Origin of the sequence: Stutzerimonas kirkiae (assembly GCF_004327335.1) — a bacterium.
Classification (GTDB): Bacteria; Pseudomonadota; Gammaproteobacteria; order Pseudomonadales; family Pseudomonadaceae; genus Stutzerimonas; species Stutzerimonas kirkiae.
Window position 1 is genome coordinate 24,220 of sequence record NZ_QJUO01000023.1, and the last position, 25,222, is coordinate 49,441.

Below are 25,222 nucleotides of genomic sequence, written 5' to 3' on the forward strand. Positions count from 1 at the left end.
CCAAACAATCGCTTGAGGCATTCGTGATAGAAATTGGGAGGAGGCTTCATTCCAGAATGGTGAGGCTCTCTTCGATGATCCTGCCGTTGAGCAGCCTGAAACTGCGTACCGGTACCCTGGCTTTTCCCCAGGTGGAGACGATCAGGTAGTGTGTCTCCGGGCAGCCCGCATACTCGACGTCTTCCCGGCTCGGGTAGGCCTCGCTCGCGGTGTGCGAGTGGTAGACCACCCGGCAGCACTCGTCGCGTTCGTCCAACTCCCGGAACACCCTGAACTGCTCCTGTGAGTCGAAGCGGAAGAAGGTCTCGGATGCGGCCTGGTTCTGCATCGGTACGATCCGGCTCGCCACCCGGCTGTTCGACGAAGACGCCACGATGCCGCAGGTTTCGAGGGGATGGTGGTGATGCGCCTGGGCCAGAATCCGCTCCAGTACCTGGCGTTCGATGTGCAGAGCCATGTATTCGCGTCCTGGGTATCAATAGCTGGGCAGGGAAGGGTCGACATCCTTCACCCAGGCCTGCACGCCGCCTTCCAGGTTGCGCACATGGCGCATTCCCTCGTTCAGCAACTCGCGGGTCACCTCGGCGGAACGCCGGCCGGATTTGCAGGCGATCACCAGGTTGGCATCCATGCCGTATCGCTGCAGCAGCGTCTGGGGCAGTGCTGGCGACTTGCTCAGCAGCGTTGCTCCCGGAATACGCACGATGTCCCATTCGGTGGGCTCGCGGACATCGATCAGAACCGGCATTTCGTTCTGCTCCATCAGTTTCGCGAGTTCGGTCACGCTGATGCCTGGCACCGAGGTCGTCGCTCCGTCAGCCGGCAATCCCAGGCCGCAGAACACCTGGTAGTCCTCGGCCAGCTCGTTGACCGGTTGCCGGCCTGGCAAGCGACGTATGGGCAGTTCGCGATAGCGCATCTCCAGCGCGTCGTAGACCACCAGTCGTCCAAGCAGTGGCTCGCCAATGCCGGTGATCAGCTTGACCGCCTCGGTCGCCATGATCGAGGCAATGGAAGCGCAAAGAATGCCGAACACGCCTCCTTCGGAGCACGATGGGGCCATCTCGGGTGGCGGTGGCTCCGGGTACAGGTCCCGGTAGTCCAGGCCCAGGCCATCCGGCGCATTTTCCCAGAACACCGACGCCTGGCCCTCGAAGCGAAAGATCGAACCCCACACATAGGGCTTGTTCGCCAGCACGCAGGCATCGTTGACCAGGTAGCGGGTGGCGAAATTGTCGGTGCCATCCATGATCAGGTCGAACCGCGAGAACAGTTCCACCGCCATGTCCCGCTCCAGGCGATCCGTATGGGTTTCCACCTGGACGTACGGGTTCAGTCTTGCGATGGCTTTCCTGGCACTGTCCACCTTGAGCTGGCCCACGGTATCCACGCCATGGATGATCTGGCGTTGCAGGTTGGAATCATCGACCTGGTCGAAGTCGATGATGCCGATCGTGCCCACACCCGCAGCGGCCAGATAGAGCAAGGTCGGGGAGCCCAGGCCACCGGCGCCGATGACCAGTACCCGGGCGTTCTTCAGGCGCCGCTGTCCGATCATGCCGACATTGGGAATCAGCAGGTGGCGGCTATAACGGTTGATCTCTGCGCGGCTCAATTCCCTGGCCGGTTCGACCAAAGCAGGTAGTGTCATATCGCTTTCCCTATTCAGTAGATACGAAACATAATCATTATCTAGCTGATATATGGTTATAACAATCCGCTTTGGCTGCTATTTCCTATGATATGAGCAGAAAAAACTATGCGAAAAATATTCCCCTGGCGAACGCGGCCGATCAGGCCGCATGCACCTCCGCTTGAGGGATATTCAGCTTCGTTCCTGCTCCAGCACCGACTGTGCCGAGCGTTCCACTTTGCCGCGTACCTGCCAGGCGAGGACGAAGGCGAACAGTACCCCCAGGGTCAAAGCCAGCAGCATGCCGTTGTAGCCAAGGTGATCGAGCAACACCCCCGCCGCGATCGGTACGGCCAGCCGCGCCACGGTGAACAGCGTGCTCTGCAGGCCGTAGTCCGAGGCATTGCGCTGGCGCCGGGTGAAGAACATGGTCAGCCCGAACATCAGCGCCGAGACGGCTCCCATGCTGGCGGCCACGCAGATGGCGCTGGCGATCAGCCAGGCGCTGCCCAACCCGGCCCAGACCGTGAGGGTCAGCATCGACAGCGAGCACAACGCGATCAGCAGGTACAGCACGATGGCCCGTGCGGTGCCCAGCACCGGTACCAGGCGCCCGCCGATCAGGCTGGATAATGCACCGGTGGTACCGCCGACGATGCCGATGATGAAAGCCACGTTTTCCAGCGGTATCCCCATGTCCAGCATCAGGGGCTTGAGATAGAGCCATGCCGCGCCGATGAAAGGGAAACTGGTCAGCAGCAATAGCGTCCATTGGCGTGCCCCCGGCTGATTGAAAAAGCCTGCCCAGTCCGCCACCACCCCAGGCGCCGGGACATCCCCGGGCCGGGCCTGGGCAGGCAGAGCGGCCTGGGTGCGTAGCAACAGGAACGGCAGGCTACCGATCAGCAGTCCGCCGCCCATCAGCCAGAACGGTGCCTGCCAGCCCAGGCGGGCCTGCAGCATGATCATGATGCCGCCACCGATGATGGCCCCGAGGAACAGGGCGGCAGAGCGGATGCTGCCGGCACGCAACTGCTCGCTGCGCGGCAGCCACTGCACCGCCAGGGCATTCAGCGGAATATCCGCCCAGGTGGCGGCAATGCTGATGGCGAAGGTCAATGCGAACAACGTCACACGATCGCCGATCAGGTTCTCGCGCCCGATCAGCCAGTACAGCGCCAGCATCGAGGCGCAGAGCAACAGCAGCCAATGCACGAAGTGCCCACGCCCCAGGCGTAGCCGTTGTACCGGTACGGCGAACAGGAACTTGAAGAGCGCCGGCAGCGCGGCAAGCTGGAACAAGCCGATCTCGGTACCGCTCCAGCCATGCTGGCGCATCACCAGCGGCATGCCGAACATCAGGTAGATGCTGGGGACCGCCAGCACCAGGTTCATCCAGCCGAACAACAGTTGCAGGCTGACGATACGGGTTTTGCTCATGAGAACAGCCTTCCCTTTCTTGCGATCAATACAGCGACCGGAGCCACTGGAAACACCACGTCATCGAACGTGGTCACTTCACTGAAGCCGGCGCCATGAAGACGCTCGGCCAGCTCGCCTGCCGGTAGCACCTGGCGGCCCTGCATGCGCATGCGCAGGTAGTACTGCAGCACTCGGTGGTTGTCGGCGGAGCCCGCGCCGACCTCGGCATGGCAGCAAACCAGCACGCCACCCGGGTTCAGCGCTGCGTGCAGACGCTGGAGAACAGGTTCCATGCAGGTGACGAAATGCAACACCGAGGAACACCAGATCAGGTCATAGCCACAGCCGAAATCATCCGAAAGCAGGTCGCCACCGATGCCGCGCAGACGATCCTGCAGGTGGGCGGCTTCGATGTTCAGTTGCGCTACCGCGGCCACCGCCGGGTACTCGAAAACCGTGCCGGACAGCGCGGGCAAATCCTCTGCCAGTGCGATGGATACCAGGCCAGGCCCACCGCCGAGATCCAGCATCGTGCGCCACTGGTCATGATCCGGGAGTTGGGCGGCAATCCTGCGCGCCACGGGTACTGTCACCGCGCGTTGTTCCTGGGCGATCTGGGTCTGGGCGGCCTGTGCCCAGGTATGTTGCGCTGCCTCAGCGGTAATGCTTTCCGCGCCTGGCACGCCCTTGCGCAGCAATACTTCCAGTTGCTCCCGCGAGCGGGACAGCACTTTGTGGCGGAACAGCAGGGCATCGCCGACATACAGCGCGGAATCCGGATGCAGATAGGGCCGGATGGCCGGATGCATCCGGTAGGAAGGCGGCCGATGATCTCCCTGCGCACTCTCCAGAACCCCCATGCTCGCCAGGAACTCGAGGAACAGATGGGTGTTGACCGGTGACAGGGCCAGCAATGCGGCAACCCGTTCCGCGCGGGTGAAGCTGTCCAGGCAGGTGAACATCCCCAGTTCCAGGGCCAGGCTCAATACCTCGGCATCCTGGCAGGCCAGTTGCGCGTCCCAACAGGATTGCAGAAGTGCCGGTATGGATGGGGAGGGCAGGCTTGCGGCGGAACTGGCAGAGGTGGGAAGGGCGTTGCCGGGGGCACGGGGAAGCGAATCGGTCGTCAGGCTTTCTGGTGTCATATCTATCTCTCGGACATGCGGATTCAACGTGCGCTTGCAGCTGTTTTTCGCAGGCCTGCGGCATGGGCGATGAAACATGCTCCGGGAAATGGGGTTTTTATATAACTCATTGATATTCCTGATTAAAAATTGAGTTCAGGGACGAGTGGAACTTGTTGTATATATCAATGATGCACTATATTAATGATATTCATTCAATGGATTTCTATGCGAAACGTACGGATTTCTATGCGAAAGATCCGCGTCATGGAGCGAACGGAGGTGAAACGTGGGTGTGCACAAGAGCTGTTGCCGATTGACGCTGGACGAACCACGAGCCAGCAGCTGCCTGGGCGATGGAAAGACACGATTGCAGCTACCTGACGAACTGGGGCTCTGCTACAACGATTTCGTCGAACTGGAACCCGGCCTGGGGCTGGGGCTACTGAATTACCGGCCCCTGATCCCGCTGGTCGAGGAGAGCAATGGCCCCCACCAGGGGCGGGTCATGGTCATCACCCTGGGGATGAAGGGGCGCTCCTGCTATCAGGGCAAGGATGCCGTCAACCTGGAATTCCAGAAGGGCCATACCACCATTTCATCCTTCCAGGCCATTCCAGGGGAGCGCCGCTATGAAGCGGAGGAAACCGTTTCCCAGCTCAGGGTGGTTGCCAGCGAAGCGCTTATCAGCAAATACGTCGGCCATGAGCGAGCCACCGAGATCCTTGGCAACAACCGGCTCAACCACCTTATGTTCCGTGCCAGTACGCCAGCGGCCATGTCCCACGCCTCAGCCTTGCTGACCCACCTGTTGCCCTGCCAGGATCGGCTCTCCCGCCTGGACCTGCACATCCATACGCTCAGCCTGCTCAACGAGCAATTCAACCTGCTGGCCCCACAGGCGAGTGGCGGCGCATCGCCCTTCACACCGGGCGAGATCGAGCGGATCGAGTCGGCGCGGCATGTGATGTCCAAGCATCTCGACAAGCCCCTGACACTCGCCTACCTGGCGACCAAGGTCGGCATCAGCAAGAGCAAGCTCAAGGACGGCATGATCTACCTCTACAACCGCTCGCCCGCCGAACTGCTGCTGGAGTTGCGGATGAACAAGGCGATCATCCTGCTCGAGTCGGGCCTGCAGGTCTCGGTGGTGGCCTGGCAGGTAGGCTACAAGTACGCCAACAACTTTACCGTCGCCTTCACTCGCTACCATGGCAAGTCGCCCAAGACCCTGTTCGGGAAAAAGGCCGTCGACCCGCACTGATCCTCCCCCGCGTGGCCTCCCTGGCGGGGCTGCCATTCTTCTCTTACTGCTCCCAGCGAGCGGCTGCCCTGGTCATCTCCTTGCGTCGAAGTTCCTCGTCGGCGGGGCTTTTTGCGCTTCGCATAGGAAATACCAACTTACGCATATTAAACAGGATAAGACTCATTCGTATTTGTGATTATAGTCGGATTCGCCGGGTCTGGCCCTGACCGAACCAGCCGCCGCGGACATGCCATGGCCCACAGGCGATAACCACCTGGGTGGCGCGAGTCCCGGACGGCGGTTGTTCAAGCGGGCCAGTGTTCAATCACCCATTTGTGTTGGTCGGCTGAAAATTCCGGCCATTCATAAAAGAATCGGACTGTATGAATCATGCGTGTAATCCCATGCGTTCCCGTTTGTTTTTTGTGGCCCGCCACTCCTGGTGGGCACCCTTCGGTCCGTCGCGATGCGATGGCGAAAATCTATCCAGGAAACTTCTTCAAGCCAGCACTCCTGGTAGCCGGCATGGGCGTGGCCATGGCCTGTCAGCCCGTGGCATGGGCCGAAGACCAGCAGCCGGAAAAAACCGTAAGCCGGGAAGAGCCGGTCGAGACGCTGCCGGAACGGCAAGATGCCCAGGCCATGGTGCTGGAGGAAGTGTCGGTCCAGGGCGAAATGGAAAGCCGGGACGAGCGGGGCAGGAATGAGGTGTACACCCGGGATATCGTCAATATCTATCAGGGCAAGGAAGAGATCGAGCGCTACAAGGGGACTTCCACCGCCGACCTGTTCAAGGGCATGAACGGCGTCTACAGCAGCGATGCGCGCAACAGCGGCGCGCTGGACCCGAACATCCGCGGTATCTCCGGTGAAGGGCGGATTCCGGTGACCGTCGACGGTACCGAGCAGGCCACGTCGGTGTGGATGGGCTCGACGGGGCTCACCAACCGCAACTACGTCGACCCCAACATGATCGGCAGCATCGCGGTGGAGAAGGGCCCGTCGATGACCGCCGGGGTCAGGAGCGGTATCGGCGGTTCGGTGGAGATCAAGACCCTGGATGTCGAGGACATCGTCGAGCCCGGCGAAAGCTGGGGCCTGGAGATCAAGACCGAGACCGGCACCAATTCCGTCAAGCCCAATGAAGACGGGATGAACAAGTTCGGCATGGATTACCGCGACATCGACGGGGCCTACATGGGCGGCAACGCGGTGATCTTCGCCAAGGGTGGCGGCGCCGCCTTCACGCCCCATGAGTCGCCGCGCTACAAGGATTTCGATTTCCAGGACAACGCCATGCGCATCGCCGCGGGCACGCGCCAGGAGAACTTCGACCTGTTCGCCGCCTACAGCTACCGCAACCGCGGCAATTACTTCAGCGGCAAGGGCGGCAGCAAGCGCTACGAGAGCGATGGCGGGCTGCAGGCGGCGACCGCGGCGAACCAGTCGAACGTCCAGGGCGATACCAGCAGGAACTACATCGCCAATCTCTTCCTGCCCGGCCACGAAGTGGCGGGCACCTCCAGCGAGATGCGCACCACCCTGCTCAAGGGCACCCTGTACCTGCCCAACGAACAAAGCCTGAAGCTCAGCTACATGCACAGCGAGCTGGAGTTTGGCGAAAGCATGCCCTATGTGATCAACGAACAGGTCAGACTGCAGGCGAACGGGGCGCTACCGAGCGACAACCTGGGCTTTCAATTCCCGTACAGCGAGGTCAAGCAGGATACCTTCGCACTGAACTACCAGTGGAACCCCGGGGAAAACCGCTTGCTGAACATGCAGGCGGGCCTGTGGAAGACCAGCAGCGATGCCGAGCGCTACCAGAACGGTGAAGAGCTCTACACCATCGACAACCCCTCCCAGCGCGACTGGAACTGGGATAACTACGTACGTTGCAGCAACAGGCCCGAGCTATGCCCGGGGGGCGTGCCCGCGCAGCCCGAAAAACTGCCCAATACCGATGGGCGCTTCAATATCGTTTCCCGCGCGTTGCAGGTGAGCGACCACCAGCGCTGGGGTGTCAACCTCAGCAACCGGATGGAGCTGGCCGACAGCCTGGCCCTGACGCTCTCCGGCGACTTCAGCAACGAGAAGCTGCAGCAAAAGGATTATTCCAGCGAGAACAGCGGCAGTATCTACACCTGGTCCACACGCTACCTGGGGCCGCGCGGCGGCCGGCGCCAGCAATACAACTTCAGCTTCAACGGCGAATGGGCCGCCACCCCCTGGCTGGTGTTCAACCTCGGTGCCCGCTACAGCGACTACAACTCCTTCGATACCAGCCTCGACGAGCACCGCAAGAACCGCGACCAGGGCTGGGGCGCAGGGACACCCCGTATCGGCATGGCCTACGGCTATTACCGGCTGCTGACCGACACCGAGAACCAGGCCGTGCTCGACAACACGCGCAGCATGGTCGAGAGCTGGGGACTGGACCCGGAAACGACCGAGCAATTGATCACTGACGTGCTGGCAGAAGGGATGATCGATGGCCTTCGTTATACGCATGAGATGGCGGTCATTCCCTATAGCGGCAACGGGGTCATGCTGGATAGCTCGCAAAATCCGTTTCTCAATGGCTCGATCAACCTTGACGAAAAGGTCGATAACCCACACGGAACCAATGGTTCGGCCGCTCGCTATTTGCCCAGCAACAGAAAGTCCATCATATCAGGCCCGCAGTTGACCGACGCCGAGCGCTGGGCCAAACCGGAAAAACGCCGGGACAGCGCCTGGGCGCCGATGGCCGGCGTGACGCTGCATGTCACCGATCATGCGCGCCTCTATGCGCGCTACAGCGAGTTCGTGCGCTTCCCCTCGATTTACGAAGACACCCAGGCCCTCAGCGGCGGTACTACGGTGACGAACAACCGTATGCGCCCGGAACACGCGTACAACTGGGAAGCGGGGTATGTCCATGATCTGCGCGGCTTCCTGCCGGCCTGGCGCGCGGCGGACTTTCGCCTCAACTATTTCAACAATGAAATCCGCGATTTCGTCGACAGGGACTTCGCCTACAACATTCTGCAATACGACCGCAAGAAATTGTCCGGCGTGGAACTGCAGACCCGTTTCGACACCGGCCGTTATTTCTCCGGCTTCTCCGCCACCTATCGCATCGACCAGAAGCTGTGCGACAAGGACGCTGCCGCTACTTTCGATCCGTACTACGGCAAGCTCGTCGACGAGTGCGTGACCGGCGGCTTCCCCGGGACATTCTCCCGCACCAGCCTGCAGCCGCAGTATTCCCTGAATCTCGACAGTGGCATGCGCCTGTTCAACGAGCGCCTCGAACTGGGCGCGCGGATGATCTACCACAGCAGCGCGAAGAACAAGGAAGAGGCCAAGTGGATCGAGCAGAACCTGCCTTACGTCCAGGGCGGCAACGAGCCGTTCGAGTGGCATCCGATCTGGGTCTTCGATGCCTATGCCTCGCTGCAGGTCAATAAGCGCCTGGATATCGACTTCGGCATCAACAACATCACCAACCGCTACTACATCGACCCATTGGCCCGCGTCGCCATGCCCGCACCGGGAAGAACCATGAAGTTGGGATTGACCGCGCGCTTCTGAACCGTGGGCGGTGCACCGGATTTTTTGCTGTTTTTCAAAAAAACAGTGTTTTTCTCATCTATGACTCGGAGGTTGTTATGAAAAAACTATTGGCACTTTCCCTGCTGTCCCTGGCCACATCGGGGGCGTTTGCGGCTGATGTCACGGGCGGCTCGTCTTCGGCCTATGTGGAGGCACTGCCCTCCAACTTGCTGGCACCGGAGACAGCAGGGATCGCGATGCCGACCACCGTGGGGGGCATTGCTGACCCCGCAGCGGTGGTCAGCTTCCAGGCCGGGCCGATCGCCCAGACCAACGGAGTGCTCAGCGGTTATGGCACCAGTTCCGCGCATATCACCAACCCGTACAACGGTGTGGTGACCTCGGAAACCTGGAAGAACAAGGTGGCGTACGACACCGAAGTCTATGCCTACCGCCAGATCGCCGCGCCGTCCACGGGCTTCCCCCAGTTCGGTGGCGAGGTAATCGCCAAGGTGGCCGGCGCCGAGGTGTATTTCGGCGAGTGGGCGCCGGTCAAGCCCGATCCTCTGCCGGGCAACAGCACCGATCTGAACCTGGGCAGCGCAGACCGCACCGTCTGGTATGTGGGCGAGAACCCGACCACCAGCATGCCGACACTGGTCAATGCCAAATATAACGTGGTCGGCCTCAGCCAGTACGCGCCGGGCACTGCTGGTGGCGTGACCTCGGGTGTGCTGACCGCCAACTACGGGTCGGGTAGTGGCACGCTGACCGGAACCGTGGGCGCGATCAACTTCGGTGGTACCACCATTGCCTCCAACGGCTCGTTCTCGCGTACCACGCAGATCAAAGGGCAGTTCTACGGTGCAAATGCCGACGCCCTGGCGGGCATCTACGTCAACGGCAGCACCAAGGTCGCCTTTGGTGGCGCCAAGCAGTAAGGGGGACGTGTAAGGGAGGGGAGGGCTTCGGCTCTCCCTTCTTCAAATCCGACCTTTCCTTCTTTTTTTCTTCCCTTCTTGCCGGACAGAACACCATGTCGCCGTTCGAGTTTTCGCGCGTTGCTTTGCTGTGCCTGCTGACTTTCCTTTCCCCTTTGTTGCTGGCCGACGAAGACGACACCCGGCGACTGCTGAACAAGATCGACCGCAGCGTCAGCGAACGCGAGCGTGCCCACCTGCCCGCGGTGGACCCGGCGGAAAAGGATGCCTCGCTGATCACCATCGAAGGCCAGACCTACAACGTACAGAACACCCTGGCCGACCTCGGGCCGGCCATCTATGTCGCGCTGAACCTGCAGCAATGGGACAAGGTGCGGCAATTCATCGAGCGCTACCGGCAACTGCCGGGGCACGAAGCAGCCCTGATACATATGGCGCAAGGCCTGCTGGCCCGCCACGAACGGAACTACCGCGTGGCCATCGGCGAACTGCGCCTGGCGCTGGCGCTGCAGCCAGGGTTTTTACGCGCCAAGCTTGAGCTGGCCCGCATGCTGCTCGAGGACAGCCAGTCCGCCGAGGCCCGGGTACTGTTCGACGAAGTGGCCATAGCCGGCATTCCCGAGGCGGTGCTGCCGGTACTGGAAGGCTACCGGGGCGTGCTGCGCGAGCGGCGCCGTTGGCACGGTACGCTGGCCGTGGGCGTGGGCTACAACAGCAACATCAACCAGGGCAATGGCATGACCACGCGTACCGAGGTGTGCTTCTTCTTCGAATGCTTCGAGTACAGCCGCAGGATGCCCAGGCCGATCGCGTCATCCAGCCTGGTCTATGACCTGGCGGCTGAACGGCGTTTCCAGTTGCAGGGCAATCATCATCTGCTGGTGCGCGGGCTGAGCTACGGCAACTACTATGACAAGCACAGCGAGGATGCCCCCGAAACCTGGTACGACGAAAACACCAGCGTGCTGTACGCCGGCTACAACTACCTGAGTGCCTTGCACGATGTGTCGCTGACGCCGCTGTTCGAAAACTACTACAGCGACCACCATACCAAGTACCAGGCCAGCGGCCTGCGTGGGGAGTGGAAATACAGCCTGACCGAGCGACTGCGGCTGAGTGTGCCGGTACAGTACAAGCGCTTTCGTTTCCAGGGCGAGCAGCGCGAATATTTCGATGATTTCGACGAGCGCATGCTCGGTGGTTCGATGTCGTATCTGCTTGGCCGCCAGACCATGGTATATGGCGGCGCGGCCTATACGCGGCGGAGCCAGGACCAGGACTCGGCGAGCAACCGCGAGTACATGACCAACCTGGGGATCTACCATATGTTCGACATGGGCGTGAGTCTCAACCTCACGGTTTTGTATCGCGCTACCCGCTATGACGAGCCGGATTACTTTCTCGGGGGGCTGCGCGAGGACAAACAGCAGATATATATCGTCAGCCTGGGTGTACCGCGCTTCGCGTTGGGCGGGGTGGTACCCAACCTGTACATCAAGCGTACGGACAACGACAGCAGTATCGACTGGGCCTACCAGTACCGGCAGACCGAGATTGCCCTGAAGTTCGAGAAGAGTTTCTGAATCCCTCCGGCAGTGTGAGCCGTCATGACGGCTCTCTCACAACCGCTCAGGGCCAGCTTGGGGCCGTATTGCCCCTACCCGTGTGCGGATGTTCGCTGGCCGCTTGCCACGTTCAGCGCAGGACTGGATCGAACTTGATCCTGCGACCGACCAGGAGGGCGGCCAGGAAAAGCACGCCATTTATTGCTGCGCCCGTCTTGCCGACGAATTCCCAGATAGCCGGTTTGGCTGGTGCAAGGAATGCCAGCAGGGCACAGCCCGCGGCCAGTGTTAGAAATGTCAGGGCAAGTCTGGACATGCTGCTCTCTCTTTCTTCCGTTCGCTTAGAATACCCAGCGTTGTTCCGGCGTATCCAAGGTACTCGCCGTGTCGCGAGGGTGTGGACTGGGCAGTGGAAACTCGATCTTTACGTCCTTGGATACGGTGTATGGCTGGGAGGGACTGGGGGCGCCTTCCTGGGGCTCTTGGGGCTGGATGGACATGATCGCTGCCAGCAGGGCTGTGCCTATGGGATAGAGTGGGCTTGGCATCCGGCGTCTCCTTCGCGTGTCTGCGCAGTTGAAGATATAGCAGGAGATGTGCCATCTGAAGATTTTTTAAATACCTTTAAAATCAGTTGCTTATAAATACAGTGAGTGTGTGCTCTGGTGCTTTTTGCATGATCTGGCTGTTTGGCTCATGCATTATGCAATTGGTCCGGGTTCAGGCAGGGCGATTGCGCTATGCCGTTATTCACCGGCAAGGTGCTTCGATAAAAGCGCTGAAGGCTGGAAAGCTGGACGAAAAACACCGGCCGCCACGCGCTTTCCTCCAGCCTCGAGCCTTCCTGCGCTGTTTTCGGCCCTTTGCCGTGGATAACGGGGTTTCAGGGATGGGGCATGACAAGGCGAGAGATGGCGGCTAGAATGCGCCTCCAATCCGTGCCGCCAGGCTCTTGCCGGGGTATCTTCGGATTGCTCCTGCGTCCCCATAGTTCAATGGATAGAACAAGCCCCTCCTAAGGGCTAGATACTGGTTCGAATCCAGTTGGGGGCGCCATTTCTCCGCTACGAATCCTCCAGTCGCTATCTCGTTCGTGGTCTGTGTCGTGATCGACGATCAGGTGCCGGTTGGCAGCGTATATCCGTGGGAATCTTGTCTTCGTCGCAGTGCTGCCGCGTAGCAAACGGGCGCGTTAGGCGCTGGAGTTTCGGCGTGCGTGGGGAAGAAGCCATAGTCCACGGCGGTGTGTTCGCGCCCGAGTTAAGAGAGTGAACTTTTTCGCCACCCAGGGCGATCGCGTGAAATCCCGGTGCATGGCCGTAGAGGCTGGGTAATCGTGAGCTGTCTCGTTGCGAGCGGATTGGCAATAGTGTGTCTGGCTGGCTTCTGGATCGTAGAGCGTGATCTCGGGCACATCGTCCCTGTGCGAATGCCTGGTGGCGGGGCGGGGCACGCGTGAATACATCCCTGTAGCTCTTCGCCGCCATCCCTGGCGGCGAAGGCCCCGCCACGCTACCAGGCATTCGCACAGCCACTATCGGCGGTGTCTGTGGGAAAGATCCGGCTCTACGAATGATTCAGGCACCGCGCCAGCGGCCTTTTCCATAGTCGCCTCGATATTCGCCGCGAGCCCGGGCAGTCCCGCCACGAAACCTTCGTTGGCAGGGACGCCGCCGAAAAGCGCCCCCTTATTCATATGGGCGACGGGTTCATGCGTGTTTCGTAGCGGGGCTGGTCGGGTTCGCGATACCACGGGCACCAGGACACCGACTGCGTCCTACCATGCAACGCACACTTGATTGCCAATCCGCTCGCACTGTCTCGTTCCCTGTAGCGTTGCCAGCGAGAGCTTCTCTGCGGGAGCAACGTTTGATCGCCGTCACTGGCGTGGCACTTCGGGGCAAGGGTGGCGCCCCGTCATTCCATGTCTCTGCGGGACTCGCGTTGCAACTGATAGACGAAGCGTTCGATCTGGCGTTGCAGCAACCCGCTGATCTGGTGGAAGCGCAATCCGCAGAAGGTGACTTCGAGCTTTTCGTCATATATCACGTGGCGTAGCTCTACTGCGGTTTCCACCCTGCCGAAAGGCAACTGGGCGACCAACTGGTCATAGACCTGGCCGGGCTGCAGGCGTTCGCGCACATCGCCCTTGATGCTCAGCTTGCAGCCCGTGGCGGACATGTCCAGCAGCGATCCTTCCAGGATGATGCTCAGTGGCTTGCCACTCAGTGCGGCCTTGGCGTTGGAGGTGCCGATCAGTTGTGCCCGGTAGGCGTTACGCCGCTGGTGGTAGGTGATTTCCCTGGGGGTCGCGACCCAGTAGCAGGGGGCGTTTTGCAGTTCGGCCTTATAGAACGGTGGGTGGCTTTCCCAGGTGATGCGCACGCCGTCCAGTTGACTTTCGACATGGAAGCTTTCGCCGCTTTCGATCAATGCCTGGGCGTCGGTAGGGATCAGTTCGTCCAGGGCCATCCAGCCCTTTTCGCGATTTATCTCGATCAGGAAGCTCTGATAGCGCGTCGCGCGCTTGGCGAAACGAATCAGTAGTGGAGAGCGATTTTCCAGAAGCGAGCGAAGATGCGTGTAAATCTCCAAGGGGGTGCTGAGAACCTTGGGTGGCTGAGGGCCTTGCTCGTCGAAGAATGAGTTTGACACGTTGAACTGCTCTCCGGCAGAAGCCCAGCCTATGAGTGGGCTGGTCGTCGTCAGGCCTGGCTGAGTGGCCGTTGCTGGGTGGTCCTGGTCGCACCACCGCGGTTGTCGTAGAGGCTGGTCGGGCTGTTCGAGCCTTGCAAAACCGACAGCATGCTGCCGACTGCCGAGCGATTGGCCTGGATCAAATGGCCGTTACGCTGGTTGGCTGTCTGGCAAGCGATCAGCAGGCTTTCCAGCGCCGTCGTCTGTTCCAGTATGCGCTCGCCATCGCTCTGGCCGCTGGCGAGGCGCTTGAGGCCACCTTTGTCTGCCTCCAGCCCGTGGCTCGAAAGCAGCAGGCGGCGTGCTTCGGCATGTTGCGCAAGCAGGGCCAGCAATGGCTGCTTGCTGGTCAGAATGCCCTCCAGGGCCTGGAGGTCGCGCTTGGATAGCGCAGAGAACTCCTGCTCTGTCAGTTCAAGCAACTGTTGGGCACTATGGGTGTCATCGGTAAGTTGTTGCAGCAGATCGGCGTCTTGCATCATGGGCTCTGGCTCGTGCGTCCGGCAAAGCTGGGTATTTCGAGTCAGCTCTGGGATTCGAACGCGATCAGTTTGCTGGCTACGCGCTGGCTGTCGACTTGGTAGCTTCCATCGTCGATGGCCTGTTTGAGTTTGGCCACGCGTTGTTCATCCACACTCGGCTGTTCGCTCAGCTTTTCGCTGGCCTGTTGCAGGCGTTGTGCCTGAGGGCTGAGTTGTACGCTTTCTCCGCTGCCCTGTGCAATCGCACCTGACTTGGCATTGTCTTCGCCTGAAGTGGCTGCGATACGCTCCTGCCCCTGCACGTTGGTGCTACGGCTGCCTGTCGGCGTTGGCGTACCGCCTGGACGGTTGAATTCGATGACCATGATGCAAACCTCGATGAAATCCGGACGCTTGCCAGTTTCTCGGCAATATTGCGGCAAACTTTAACTTTTATTTTCCACGCCACGGGGCGACCCGTTGGCGCCGTCGCGTCTTCACATGTCGACTTCCACCTGGCCCGGGCCGGTCACCCTGGCTTTGATGGTGCGTCCCGAGTTCGAGTTCTTCACGCGTATCTGGGTGCCGACGGCACCGCCAACCAGGGCTTCCCCGGTCATTCTCACATTGAGCGTGGCGCCCTTGGCGTTTATCACCACCTGGTCGCCCTTGCTCACGACATCGACCTGGTTGATCTGGGCGGGCGTCAGGACCTGGTTGTTCAGTGTATTGCGTGTCAGGCGAGTACCGATCACCTGCTCCGGGTCGGTCATGTAGCCCTGGGTCAGGGCGCCGACATCCCGTTCCACCAGGCCGATGTCAGCTTCGCCGAGGATTGTATCGCGTTGCAATGGGCGACGGGTGACGATGACATCGCGAAACAATCGGACCTGTGCGGGCACGAACACCGTCCACGGGTTGCTGCCTTCGCAACTGACACGTACCGTGACACGGCCTATCGGCTGAGAACTTTCCTGTCTGCTGCTTAGTGGAATATCGCATAATGCGAGGCGCAAACGGGGGTCCAGGCGGTTCACGGCGATTTCATGGCGACCGCTGATCTGGTTCCGTTGCAGGTAGTCAGTGACCGACTGCTCAAGAAATTCCTGGGTCACGTCGATAAGCTGCTGTGGACGTGTAACCGAGGCGGCTTCGGCAGGCTGGCCCATCCCGAGCAAAACCGGTAAAAGAAAGGCGCCAGGCGCTGTTCTGGTGGTGCGTCGGGAAAAAGTCATCAGTGTGTTCATGGTGTTCATTCAAGCAAAGGGCGTGCCGACTGCTGCTCGGATGCCGTTCGTGATCGTGCAAGCTCAAGAGGAAGACTGGCATGGCCGGTGTATTGGATTCGGTTAACCAGCGTACCCAGCTAGTGGGGCAGAATCGCCTGGAACTGTTGTTGTTCCGCCTGGATGCCGGGCAGTTGTATGGCATCAATGTGTTCAAGGTGCGCGAGGTGCTGCAATGCCCGCACCTGACCATCCTGCCGAAATCCAGCCCGGTGGTGCGTGGGGTGGCGAGTATTCGTGGCAATACCTTGCCGATCCTCGACCTGTCCCTGGCGACGGGGCGCGGCAGGCAGGCGGACCTGAAGACAGGTTTTGCCATTATCGCCGAGTACAACAACAAGACCCTGGGTTTTCTGGTGCACTCGGTGGAGCGCATCGTCAACCTGAATTGGGAAGACATCCTGCCGCCGCCACGTGGCGCCGGGCCTGACCATTATCTGACGGCAGTCACCCATGTCGATGGTCAACTGGTCGAGATCATCGATGTCGAGAAGATCCTGGCCGAGGTCGCACCGCTTTCCGAAGACGTGTCGCCGAGTATCGTGAAGGAAGAGGATCAGAGCAAAGCCGCACAGTTCCGGGTGCTCATCGTCGATGACTCCTCGGTTGCGCGTAAGCAGATCATTCGCTGCCTGCAGAATATCGGGCTCGAAGTGGTGGCTCTGAACGATGGGCGGCAGGCGTTGGACTATCTCAAGGGCATGGTGGAAGAGGGCCGCAAACCGTCCAGTGAGTTCCTCATGCTGATTTCCGATATCGAGATGCCGGAAATGGATGGCTATACCCTGACGACCGAGATTCGCCATGACCCACGTATGCAGGACTTGCATATTCTGCTGCATACTTCTCTCTCCGGGGTGTTCAACCAGAGCATGGTCAAGCGCGTCGGTGCGGATGATTTTCTAGCCAAGTTCCAGCCCGATGGTCTGGCTGAGCGTGTCATAGAGCGTATTCGGGGCGCCGAGGGAAACTGAGGCGACCTCTCTGGTAGATGATTTGGCGAGGCTTTATTAGTGTCGGGCGATCTGGATTTCGAGCAGTTCCGCATTTTCCTGGAGAAGTCGTGCGGCATTCTTCTTGGGAGCAACAAGCAGTATCTGGTGTCCAGCCGGCTGAACAAGCTGATGGCCCAGCATGGTTTCAAGAGCCTGGGTGAGTTGCTCAAGGCAATGCAGGGCCAGCCTCGTGGCGGTTTGCGCGAACAGGTGGTGGATGCGATGACCACCAACGAAACCCTGTGGTTTCGTGATGCCTATCCGTTCGAGGTGCTCAAGGGCAAGGTCCTCCCCGAGATGCTCAAGTTGACGGGCGGGCGTCTGCGCATCTGGTCCGCGGCCTGTTCGTCGGGCCAGGAACCCTATTCGCTGTCGATGACTATCGACGAATATGAACGCAGCAATCCAAGCCAGCCGAAGGTCGCTGCGCAGATCGTCGCGACAGAGTTGTCGCCTACCATGCTGGCTGCCTGCAAGTCGGCCGAATATGACAGCCTGGCGATTGCCCGTGGCCTGTCGCCCGAACGCTTGCAGCGCTATTTCGATGTGGTGACGCCGGGGCGCTGGGCGGTCAAGCAGGCGGTGCGCAGCCGCGTGGAATTCCGGGTGTTGAATCTGCTCGACAGTTATGCGGCGCTGGGCAAGTTCGATGTGGTTTTCTGCAGGAATGTGCTGATCTATTTCTCGGCGGATGTGAAGAAGGACATTCTCAAGAGAATACATGCCACCCTGCGCCCGGGCGGATATCTGTTTCTGGGAGCGTCCGAAGCGCTCAATGGCCTGCCTGAGCAGTACCAGATGGTGCAGTGCAGTCCAGGGATCATCTACAAGGCCCGATGACCGTAGGCGGCGGAAAACTGTCGCTGCCAGCGGGCTTTTGGGTGGAAGTCCGGGGAAATATTGTCGCTTTTGACGCTGATACACCTGCTTGCTTCTGCAAAGCCTTTCCAAATCAATGTCTTGTAAGAATGGCATGGCCTTTGCTGTGATTTCTGCCAAACAGACTCGTATCCGGCAGGCAGGTCATGAGTATCAGTTTCGACAAGGCATTGGGCATCCACGAAAAGGCTTTGGGTTTTCGTGCGCAACGCGCCGAGGTGTTGGCCAACAACATCGCCAATGCCGATACGCCCAACTACAAGGCGCGTGACCTCGAATTCTCCAGCGTGCTCGAGGCGCAACAGGCCTCCTCTGGCCAGGGGAGCTTCAACGCTACGCGCACCAGCGAGCGCCATATCGAGGCGCAGGGGCTGGAGATTGCCGACCCTTCCCTGCGTTTCCGCACTCCTCACCAGCCTTCGCTCGACCAGAACACGGTGGATGTGCAGATCGAACAGTCCAACTATGCCCAGAATGCCATCGACTTGCAGGCGAGCTTTACATTGCTCAACAGTAAGTTCAAAGGGCTGATGAGCGCACTGCGCGGCGAATAAGGAGTGACCCATGTCTCTTAGCAACGTATTCAATATCGCCGGCAGCGGCATGAGTGCCCAGAGCACCCGGCTCAATACCATTTCCAGCAATATCGCCAACGCCGAGACGGTGTCCTCCAGTGTCGACCAGACCTATCGCGCCCGTCATCCGGTGTTCGCGACCGTGTTCCAGCAGGTGGATGGCAAGCCGAACCAGTCCCTGTTCGCATCGGAGGACGATGCCGGTGTCGGTGTCCAGGTGCTGGGGGTGGTCGAGGACCAGGGCGAACTGCGGGCGCGCTACGAACCCAGCCATCCGGCGGCTGACGAGAACGGCTATGTCTACTACCCGAACGTCAATGTAGTAGAGGAAATGGCCGACATGATTTCTGCGAGCCGTTCGTTCCAGACCAATGCCGAACTGATGAATACGGCCAAGACCATGTTGCAGAAAGTTCTGACGCTGGGGGAATGAGTGGCGGAGCGTATTCGCCGTCGCCCTGCCTGCGTCCAGCGTTGTGGGCGGGCTATTCATGACCTGCGAGGTTTGCCTGGGGCGGCAGGGTATTGCCGCTTTTTTCCGAAAGGATCTTCTGGGTGGCCGCAATAGCGCTATGTTCAATAATTGACCAGGATGGCGCAGTTTTTGCATTTCCGTTGCCATAGCACGCTTTGCGTCAATCTCGTGTCCCGGAGGTTTCGATGGACAAACTGCTTTATGTAGCCATGACAGGGGCCAGCCAGAACGCGCTGGCCCAGCAGGCTCATGCCAACAACCTGGCGAATATTTCCACGACCGGTTTCCGTCGGGATTTCGAGCAGGCTCGTTCCATGCAGGTGTTCGGCGACAGCTTTCCGGCGCGGGTTTACGCGATGAGCGAGAGACCGGCCACCGACTTCACATCGGGTACGCTGCAGGACACCGGGCGCGAACTGGATGTCGCCATCGAAGGTGAGGGTTGGCTGGCCATCCAGGCGCCGGACGGCAGCGAAGCCTATGTGCGCACCAGCAGCCTGAGGATCGATGCCCTCGGCATGCTGCGTACCCCCGATGGGTCGCCGGTACTGGGCAATGCGGGACCGGTGGCGGTTCCTCCGGAAGAGAAGGTCGAGATCGGCCAGGACGGCACCATCAGCGTCCGGGCGCTGGGCGAGGATCCCAATGTCGTGGTCGTGGTGGATCGCCTCAAGCTGGTCAATCCCGACCTGGCACAAATGGAAAAAGGCACTGACGGGATGATCCGTATGAAGGACGGACAGCCGCTGGAAGCCGACGCCAATGTGACGGTGGTATCCGGCTTTCTCGAGACGAGCAACGTCAATGCCGTGGCCGAGATGACTTCCATGCTGGCGCTGGCGCGTCAGTTCGAATTACACGTGAAGATGATGCGTACTGCCGAAGACGATGCCGCCGCCATGGCGCGTGTTCTGCAAATCAGCTGATTACCAGCGTAGCGCTTGAGTCGTGGCGCACGAGGAGAAACCATGCTTCCAGCACTTTGGGTGAGCAAGACCGGTCTGTCGGCCCAGGACATGAACCTGACGACGATTTCCAACAACCTGGCCAACGTCTCGACCACGGGCTTCAAGAAGGACCGCGCCGAGTTCCAGGACCTGCTCTACCAGATCCGCCGCCAGCCCGGTGGTCAGTCCAGCCAGGACAGCGAGTTGCCTTCGGGCCTGCAACTGGGTACCGGTGTGCGCATCGTCGGTACGCAGAAGCAGTTCACCACGGGCAGCCTGCAGACCACCGAGCAGCCACTGGACATGGCGATCAACGGGCGCGGTTTCTTCCAGATTCTGCTGCCCGACGGCACGGTTTCCTATTCGCGTGACGGCAGTTTCCACCTGGATGCCGACGGTCAGGTCGTGACCTCCAATGGCTATGCCCTGGAGCCCGCCATCGTCGTGCCGGCGGAAACCCAGACCTTCACCGTCGGTGAGGATGGCACGGTCTCGGTCACCACCCTTGGCAATGCGCAGCCGCAGATCATCGGCAATCTCCAGACCGCCGACTTCATCAATCCGGCCGGCCTGCAGGCGATGGGCAGCAACCTGTTCCTGGAGACCGCCGCCAGCGGTGCGCCGCAGATCAGTACGCCCGGTCTCAATGGCCTGGGTACCGTCCTGCAGAACACCCTGGAGAACTCCAACGTCAGCGTCGTCGAGGAGATGGTCAACATGATCACTACCCAGCGTGCCTACGAGATGAACTCCAAGGTGATCTCCACTGCCGACCAGATGCTGTCGTTCGTGACTCAGCAGCTCTGATCGATCGAGGTGAACATGCGTCGTCTGTTGAGTGTCGTATCGTTGTCTTCCGTCGTGCTGCTTGCGGGCTGCATGGCGCCGGCCCCCCGGCCCAACGATCCCTACTATTCCCCGGTGTTGCCGCGTACGCCGCTGCCGGCAGCGCAGAACAACGGCGCCATCTATCAGGCCGGCTTCGAAAACAGCCTGTATGGCGACCGCAAGGCTTTCCGGGTCGGCGATATCATCACCATCACGCTCAACGAGAGTACCCAGGCCAGCAAGAGCGCCAACTCGCAACTGTCCAAGGACAGCAGCGCGAGCCTTGGCCTGACCTCCCTGTTCGGCGGGGGCGTTTCGACCAGGAATCCGTTGACCGGTGGCAACCTGAGCCTTGGCGCCGAGTACTCCGGCAGCCGCGATACTTCCGGCTCCGGGGCGGCGGGGCAGAGCAACAGCCTGTCCGGTTCCGTCACGGTGACGGTATCCGAGGTGTTGCCCAACGGTATCCTGGCCGTGCGCGGGGAAAAGTGGATGACGCTCAATACCGGCGATGAGCTGGTGCGCATTGCCGGCCTGGTGCGCGCCGACGACATCGCGACGGACAACACCGTTTCCTCGACCCGCATCGCCGATGCCCGGATCACCTATTCGGGCACTGGCGCCTTCGCCGATGCGAGCCAGCCGGGATGGCTGGACCGCTTCTTTCTCAGCCCGCTCTGGCCCTTCTGATGGGAGGCAAGCCGATGATCAGGTTCGTGTTTCTGCTGCTCTCCCTATGGCTGGCCGCCGGTCAGGCGTATGCCGAGCGATTGAAGGACATCGCCACCATCAGCGGTGTGCGTAACAACCAACTGGTAGGCTATGGCCTGGTGGTGGGCCTGAATGGCAGTGGCGACCAGACCACCCAGACGCCCTTCACCGTGCAGACTTTCAAGAACATGCTGGCCCAGTTCGGCATCATCGTGCCGAACGGGACGGGCAATATCCAGTTGAAGAACGTCGCGGCCGTTTCCATACATGCCGATCTTCCGCCGTTCGCCAAGCCGGGCCAGAGCATCGACATCACCGTGTCCTCCATCGGCAATGCCAAGAGCCTGCGCGGCGGCAGCCTGCTGATGACGCAGCTCAAGGGTATCGACGGCAATGTCTACGCAATCGCCCAGGGCAACCTGGTGGTGGGTGGTTTCGATGCCGGTGGCGCGGATGGTTCGAGGATCACCGTCAACGTGCCTTCGGCCGGACGCATCCCCGGTGGGGCGACTGTCGAGCGCCCGGTGCCGAGTGCCTTCAACCAGGGCAATACATTGACGCTGAATCTCAACCGCCCCGACTTCACCACGGCCAAGAATATCGTCGACCAGATCAACGAACTGTTGGGGCCGGGGGTCGCACAGGCACTCGATGGCGGTTCCATCAGCGTGTCTGCGCCGCTCGATCCCAACCAGCGCGTGGATTATCTGTCGATCCTGGAAAACCTGGAGGTCGAGGTCGGGCAGGCGGTGGCCAAGGTCATCATCAACTCCCGTACCGGCACCATCGTCATCGGCCAGAACGTCAAGGTGCAGCCGGCCGCGGTCACCCATGGCAGCCTGACCGTGACCATCACCGAAGATCTCCAGGTCAGCCAGCCCAACGCCTTCTCCGGTGGCCAGACAGCAGTCGTGCCCAACTCGCGGGTGAGTGCCGAACAAGAGGCCAAGCCCATGTTCAAGTTCGGCCCGGGGACCACGCTGGACGAGATTGTGCGGGCGGTCAATCAGGTCGGTGCAGCGCCGGGTGACCTGATGGCCATTCTCGAGGCGCTCAAGCAGGCCGGCGCCCTGCAGGCCGATCTGATCGTGATCTGACGGAGATGAGCATGAGTACTCGATTCGGCGCGGCTGGGCATGGCCTGGACAGCAGCAGCTATACCGACCTCAACCGCCTGAACGAAATGAAGGTGGGAAAGGATCGCGACAGCGAGCAGAACACCCGCAAGGTCGCCCAGGAATTCGAATCGCTGTTCCTCAACGAAATGCTCAAGTCGATGCGCTCGGCGACCGAGGTGCTGGCCAAGGACAACCCATTCAACAGTCCGACCGCCAAGCACTACCAGGATATGCATGACCAGCAACTGTCCGTCAGCCTGTCGCGCAATGGTGGCGGTATCGGAATTGCCGATGTGCTGGTACGGCAGTTGAATCAGCAGGCACAGACCAGCGGGCGCTCCAATCCGTTCGCCCAGACGGATGCCCAGAGTACCGCCGCTGCTGCCCAGCCCGAGGCGCAGAGCCCGCGCTCGGTGGCTACCGGCCTGTCATCCGGCGAGCAGCGCGACGATTCGCGCCTGCTCAACCAGCGCCGCCTGGCCTTGCCTGGCAAGCTCAGCGAGCGCATCGCGGCCAATGTATCCGCGACCGCGACCGCGAGCGGTGCTGCCGCCGATACAGGTGTACAGACGACGCTGTCTGGCGAGCGCTGGGAAAGCGCCACGGCTTTCGCGGCGCCACAGGATAAGCCGCTGGTGACCGGGCCGAGCAAGACGCGCTTCGATTCGCCGGAAGAGTTCATCGCCACCATGCTGCCGATGGCCGAGCAAGCTGCCGGGCGACTGGGGGTGGATGCCCGCTATCTGGTGGCCCAGGCCGCGCTGGAAACCGGCTGGGGCAAGTCGATGATCCGCCAGAAGGACGGTAGCAACAGCCATAACCTGTTCGGCATCAAGTCGACGGGCTGGCAGGGCGAATCCGCACAGGTGACGACTACCGAGTATGTCAACGGTGCGCCGGTGAAAGAGCGTGCCGGCTTCCGGGCCTATAGCTCCTTCGAACAGAGTTTCAACGATTATGTGGCATTGCTGCAGAACAATGACCGCTATCGCAATGCCGTGGCCGTGGCTGATCGTACAGGCGATTCCGAGGGCTTCATGCGCGAATTGCAGCGTGCAGGCTACGCGACCGATCCGAATTACGCGAAGAAGGTCAACCAGATCGCTCGTCGGGTCCAGACCTATCAGACGATCGCCGCCGCGGATGTCTCGCAGACCCTGCGGAGCAAGGGCTAGGGGCGGTCGCTGGCGTTTTCCCTGGTTACGATCCCTGGGATACTCGGCCTGAAACCTGCCTTTATTCTGGCTGCAAGCAGCGAATAGCGTCGACTGTGTCACAAATCCATAAGGAGGCTTTTGACAGTCCTGGTGGGTTCATTAGATTGGCATGTGCGGGGCAGGGAGGTACCGCACAACCTTTCGATGACACAGGGATTTGACCATGACCAGACACTTCTTCCACATCGTTGCACTGACTTTCCTCTTCTGCTTCTCCCTGGCTACCCATGCCGAGCCGCCGAACACGGCTACTACAGCCCCCGTTGCCAGCGAGCATGCCGGCATGATCGACCTGAACAGTGCCGATGCGGATACCCTCGCCCGGGAATTGAGCGGTATCGGCGCGAGCAAGGCCCAGGCCATCGTCGATTATCGCGATGCCCACGGACCTTTCGTTTCCGTCGATGAACTACTCGAAGTGCAAGGAATCGGGAGCTCGATTCTCGAGCGTAATGAGAAGCGCCTTACAGTAAAGCCGTGAAAGGGCGGTAGAGAAACCCATGCCCAATGGCCTGCTCATTGAGTGGCGAGCAGGCCTGGATCGGTGCTTGTCCCACTTCCGGCAAGCGGTGTGAACCAGCAGGCGTGCAGCTAGTCGAAAAGTCTGGATAGGCTCTTGACAGGCAGCTGTTATACACATTTCCCGAGGATTCAGTAGATTCTCCTGATATGAAACCAGTGGGGCGCTTTGTTTTTCTATAAGTATTTGATTTAAAAGGAAATGATGGAGCTGTCTAAAAAGCCGTCGATCTGTCTGCAAGCCGCATCTGGCGGGCGATTGCGGCACTCATCCATAATCTGTTCACAATGTTATCCACAGCTTTTGTGGATAAGCCCTGAACCCCAAAGCTGACGCCACTTGCGGATAATCGAGATGAAAGCGCCCTGGAATTTTCTTCGCTTCATACCACGCGCCAAGCGGCTTCTTTCCGCAGGGCGATTACCTGCGTTGCTGATTGCCGTTTCACGCAAGATGTCCTCTCCGGGCGAGAGGCTGGCCGGGATACGGGAGACGCTCGGGTTGTTGCAGGGGCTATGTGTCGCCTGGTGGCGGGGCGACTATCGGGCCGTCAGTGGCCAGGCCCTGATTTCGATCGTGGCCGGCCTGCTGTATTTCGTTTCTCCCCTGGATGCCATTCCCGACTGGATTCCGGGGGCCGGCCTGCTCGATGACCTGGCCGTGCTCGGCTGGGTCGCCCGGACCTGGGCCAGTGAACTGGAGGCCTTCAAGCGCTGGCGCGATGCCCAGTCGCAGAGCAGGCAGGCGGCTTTGCTCGACCTCGAGGCATTGCCTGACAAGCGGAATTCCTGAGGCCCAGCAGCGAGTCACAGGTTTGTGATGTGATTGGCAACCCACTCCTGGCAAGCCGCAAGGTGGTGATGGCGAAATTTTCAGGTATCCATTTCGTCATGCGCCAGCAAGGTAGCGGTGAAGGCGCTTTGTTCCAGCAGGCCGTTGAAAAACCTGGTGTCGTGCCAGCGATCAAGTGCCTCGGTGGATAACGGCGCTCCTGAGCAGGCCAGGCCGACATTCGATCCGTGACGTGACACTGGCCATCCTGCTT

General features: G+C 60.4%; 26 protein-coding genes and 1 tRNA gene. 17 read left to right on the forward strand and 10 right to left on the reverse strand.

Going from position 1 to position 25,222, the window contains the following annotated elements; all coding sequences use genetic code 11:
- Window positions 1-46: 46 nt before the first annotated feature.
- The 4 genes from DNJ95_RS13080 to DNJ95_RS13095 all read right to left on the reverse strand — a co-directional run bounded on the left by DNJ95_RS13080 (window position 47) and on the right by DNJ95_RS13095 (window position 4,200).
- Window positions 47-457: a M67 family metallopeptidase gene (locus DNJ95_RS13080; protein ID WP_131185176.1), complete on the reverse strand. Its 411-nt coding sequence runs from the start codon at window positions 455-457 to the stop codon at window positions 47-49.
- Between the two features lie 18 nt (window positions 458-475).
- Window positions 476-1,651 carry a molybdopterin-synthase adenylyltransferase MoeB gene (moeB, locus tag DNJ95_RS13085; RefSeq protein WP_131185177.1) on the reverse strand — a complete coding sequence of 392 codons (1,176 nt, stop codon included), beginning with the start codon at window positions 1,649-1,651 and terminating at the stop codon, window positions 476-478.
- 174 nt (window positions 1,652-1,825) lie between these two features.
- Window positions 1,826-3,073, reverse strand: coding sequence for an MFS transporter (locus DNJ95_RS13090; protein ID WP_131185178.1), 1,248 nt, complete (start codon window positions 3,071-3,073; stop codon window positions 1,826-1,828).
- Window positions 3,070-4,200 (reverse strand): class I SAM-dependent methyltransferase, encoded by a 1,131-nt coding sequence (locus tag DNJ95_RS13095; protein WP_131185179.1) that lies wholly within the window; start codon window positions 4,198-4,200, stop codon window positions 3,070-3,072. The genes DNJ95_RS13090 and DNJ95_RS13095 overlap by 4 nt, the downstream gene beginning before the upstream one ends.
- Before the next feature lie 349 nt (window positions 4,201-4,549).
- Here DNJ95_RS13095 and DNJ95_RS13100 point away from each other — a divergent pair, with 349 nt between their 5' ends.
- From DNJ95_RS13100 to DNJ95_RS13115, 4 genes are all read left to right on the forward strand, one after another.
- Complete coding sequence (locus DNJ95_RS13100; RefSeq protein WP_131185180.1) at window positions 4,550-5,443, forward strand: helix-turn-helix domain-containing protein; 894 nt, start codon at window positions 4,550-4,552, stop codon at window positions 5,441-5,443.
- A 519-nt stretch (window positions 5,444-5,962) separates the two neighbouring features.
- A complete protein-coding gene (locus DNJ95_RS13105; RefSeq protein WP_131185181.1) occupies window positions 5,963-9,001 on the forward strand; it encodes a TonB-dependent receptor domain-containing protein in 3,039 nt (1,012 codons plus the stop codon).
- 77 nt (window positions 9,002-9,078) lie between these two features.
- Window positions 9,079-9,903 (forward strand): Slam-dependent surface lipoprotein, encoded by an 825-nt coding sequence (locus DNJ95_RS13110; RefSeq protein WP_131185182.1) that lies wholly within the window; start codon window positions 9,079-9,081, stop codon window positions 9,901-9,903.
- Window positions 9,904-9,998: 95 nt separating this feature from the next.
- Window positions 9,999-11,486, forward strand: coding sequence for a surface lipoprotein assembly modifier (locus DNJ95_RS13115; RefSeq protein ID WP_131185183.1), 1,488 nt, complete (start codon window positions 9,999-10,001; stop codon window positions 11,484-11,486).
- Window positions 11,487-11,598: 112 nt separating this feature from the next.
- Here DNJ95_RS13115 and DNJ95_RS13120 read toward each other — a convergent pair whose 3' ends face one another.
- A complete protein-coding gene (locus tag DNJ95_RS13120) occupies window positions 11,599-11,784 on the reverse strand; it encodes a PA3371 family protein (protein WP_131185184.1) in 186 nt (61 codons plus the stop codon).
- Between the two features lie 360 nt (window positions 11,785-12,144).
- Here DNJ95_RS13120 and DNJ95_RS13125 point away from each other — a divergent pair, with 360 nt between their 5' ends.
- Both DNJ95_RS13125 and DNJ95_RS13130 read left to right on the forward strand, forming a co-directional pair.
- Window positions 12,145-12,390: a hypothetical protein gene (locus DNJ95_RS13125; RefSeq protein ID WP_131185185.1), complete on the forward strand. Its 246-nt coding sequence runs from the start codon at window positions 12,145-12,147 to the stop codon at window positions 12,388-12,390.
- Between the two features lie 59 nt (window positions 12,391-12,449).
- Window positions 12,450-12,524, forward strand: a tRNA-Arg gene (locus DNJ95_RS13130).
- Between the two features lie 861 nt (window positions 12,525-13,385).
- On the opposite strand, the gene DNJ95_RS13135 is transcribed toward DNJ95_RS13130, so the two are convergent.
- The 4 genes from DNJ95_RS13135 to flgA form a co-directional block, all read right to left on the reverse strand.
- On the reverse strand, window positions 13,386-14,123 hold the full coding sequence (locus DNJ95_RS13135; RefSeq protein ID WP_131185186.1) for a flagellar brake protein: 738 nt from the start codon (window positions 14,121-14,123) through the stop codon (window positions 13,386-13,388).
- A gap of 50 nt (window positions 14,124-14,173) precedes the next feature.
- Window positions 14,174-14,644, reverse strand: a complete 471-nt coding sequence (locus tag DNJ95_RS13140; RefSeq protein ID WP_131185218.1) for a flagellar protein FlgN — start codon at window positions 14,642-14,644, stop codon at window positions 14,174-14,176.
- Window positions 14,645-14,688: 44 nt separating this feature from the next.
- Entirely contained in the window at window positions 14,689-15,012 is a 324-nt protein-coding gene (gene flgM / locus DNJ95_RS13145; RefSeq protein WP_131185187.1) for a flagellar biosynthesis anti-sigma factor FlgM, read from the reverse strand.
- Between the two features lie 111 nt (window positions 15,013-15,123).
- The gene (gene flgA, locus DNJ95_RS13150) at window positions 15,124-15,873 is read right to left on the reverse strand and encodes a flagellar basal body P-ring formation chaperone FlgA (protein WP_131185188.1); all 750 of its coding nucleotides are present in this window, start codon (window positions 15,871-15,873) and stop codon (window positions 15,124-15,126) included.
- 80 nt (window positions 15,874-15,953) lie between these two features.
- Between flgA and DNJ95_RS13155 the strand changes: the two genes are divergently transcribed.
- The 11 genes from DNJ95_RS13155 (at window position 15,954) to DNJ95_RS13205 (ending at window position 24,969) form a co-directional block, all read left to right on the forward strand.
- Window positions 15,954-16,886 carry a chemotaxis protein CheV gene (locus DNJ95_RS13155; RefSeq protein ID WP_131185189.1) on the forward strand — a complete coding sequence of 311 codons (933 nt, stop codon included), beginning with the start codon at window positions 15,954-15,956 and terminating at the stop codon, window positions 16,884-16,886.
- 39 nt (window positions 16,887-16,925) lie between these two features.
- Window positions 16,926-17,747, forward strand: coding sequence for a CheR family methyltransferase (locus tag DNJ95_RS13160; protein ID WP_131185190.1), 822 nt, complete (start codon window positions 16,926-16,928; stop codon window positions 17,745-17,747).
- Window positions 17,748-17,932: 185 nt separating this feature from the next.
- A complete protein-coding gene (gene flgB, locus DNJ95_RS13165; protein WP_131185191.1) occupies window positions 17,933-18,340 on the forward strand; it encodes a flagellar basal body rod protein FlgB in 408 nt (135 codons plus the stop codon).
- Window positions 18,341-18,350: 10 nt separating this feature from the next.
- Window positions 18,351-18,794: a flagellar basal body rod protein FlgC gene (flgC, locus tag DNJ95_RS13170; protein ID WP_131185192.1), complete on the forward strand. Its 444-nt coding sequence runs from the start codon at window positions 18,351-18,353 to the stop codon at window positions 18,792-18,794.
- 227 nt (window positions 18,795-19,021) lie between these two features.
- A complete protein-coding gene (locus DNJ95_RS13175) occupies window positions 19,022-19,762 on the forward strand; it encodes a flagellar basal body rod protein FlgF (RefSeq protein WP_131185193.1) in 741 nt (246 codons plus the stop codon).
- A 42-nt stretch (window positions 19,763-19,804) separates the two neighbouring features.
- Window positions 19,805-20,590, forward strand: coding sequence for a flagellar basal-body rod protein FlgG (gene flgG / locus DNJ95_RS13180; RefSeq protein WP_131185194.1), 786 nt, complete (start codon window positions 19,805-19,807; stop codon window positions 20,588-20,590).
- A 15-nt stretch (window positions 20,591-20,605) separates the two neighbouring features.
- Window positions 20,606-21,301, forward strand: a complete 696-nt coding sequence (gene flgH, locus DNJ95_RS13185; protein WP_131185195.1) for a flagellar basal body L-ring protein FlgH — start codon at window positions 20,606-20,608, stop codon at window positions 21,299-21,301.
- A 14-nt stretch (window positions 21,302-21,315) separates the two neighbouring features.
- The gene (locus DNJ95_RS13190) at window positions 21,316-22,419 is read left to right on the forward strand and encodes a flagellar basal body P-ring protein FlgI (RefSeq protein WP_131185196.1); all 1,104 of its coding nucleotides are present in this window, start codon (window positions 21,316-21,318) and stop codon (window positions 22,417-22,419) included.
- 11 nt (window positions 22,420-22,430) lie between these two features.
- Window positions 22,431-23,615 carry a flagellar assembly peptidoglycan hydrolase FlgJ gene (gene flgJ / locus DNJ95_RS13195; RefSeq protein ID WP_131185197.1) on the forward strand — a complete coding sequence of 395 codons (1,185 nt, stop codon included), beginning with the start codon at window positions 22,431-22,433 and terminating at the stop codon, window positions 23,613-23,615.
- A 205-nt stretch (window positions 23,616-23,820) separates the two neighbouring features.
- Entirely contained in the window at window positions 23,821-24,138 is a 318-nt protein-coding gene (locus tag DNJ95_RS13200; protein WP_131185198.1) for a ComEA family DNA-binding protein, read from the forward strand.
- 393 nt (window positions 24,139-24,531) lie between these two features.
- Window positions 24,532-24,969, forward strand: a complete 438-nt coding sequence (locus tag DNJ95_RS13205) for a YkvA family protein (RefSeq protein ID WP_131185199.1) — start codon at window positions 24,532-24,534, stop codon at window positions 24,967-24,969.
- 80 nt (window positions 24,970-25,049) lie between these two features.
- Here DNJ95_RS13205 and DNJ95_RS19220 read toward each other — a convergent pair whose 3' ends face one another.
- Window positions 25,050-25,208 (reverse strand): hypothetical protein, encoded by a 159-nt coding sequence (locus DNJ95_RS19220; RefSeq protein WP_165491598.1) that lies wholly within the window; start codon window positions 25,206-25,208, stop codon window positions 25,050-25,052.
- Between the last annotated feature and the right edge of the window lie 14 nt (window positions 25,209-25,222).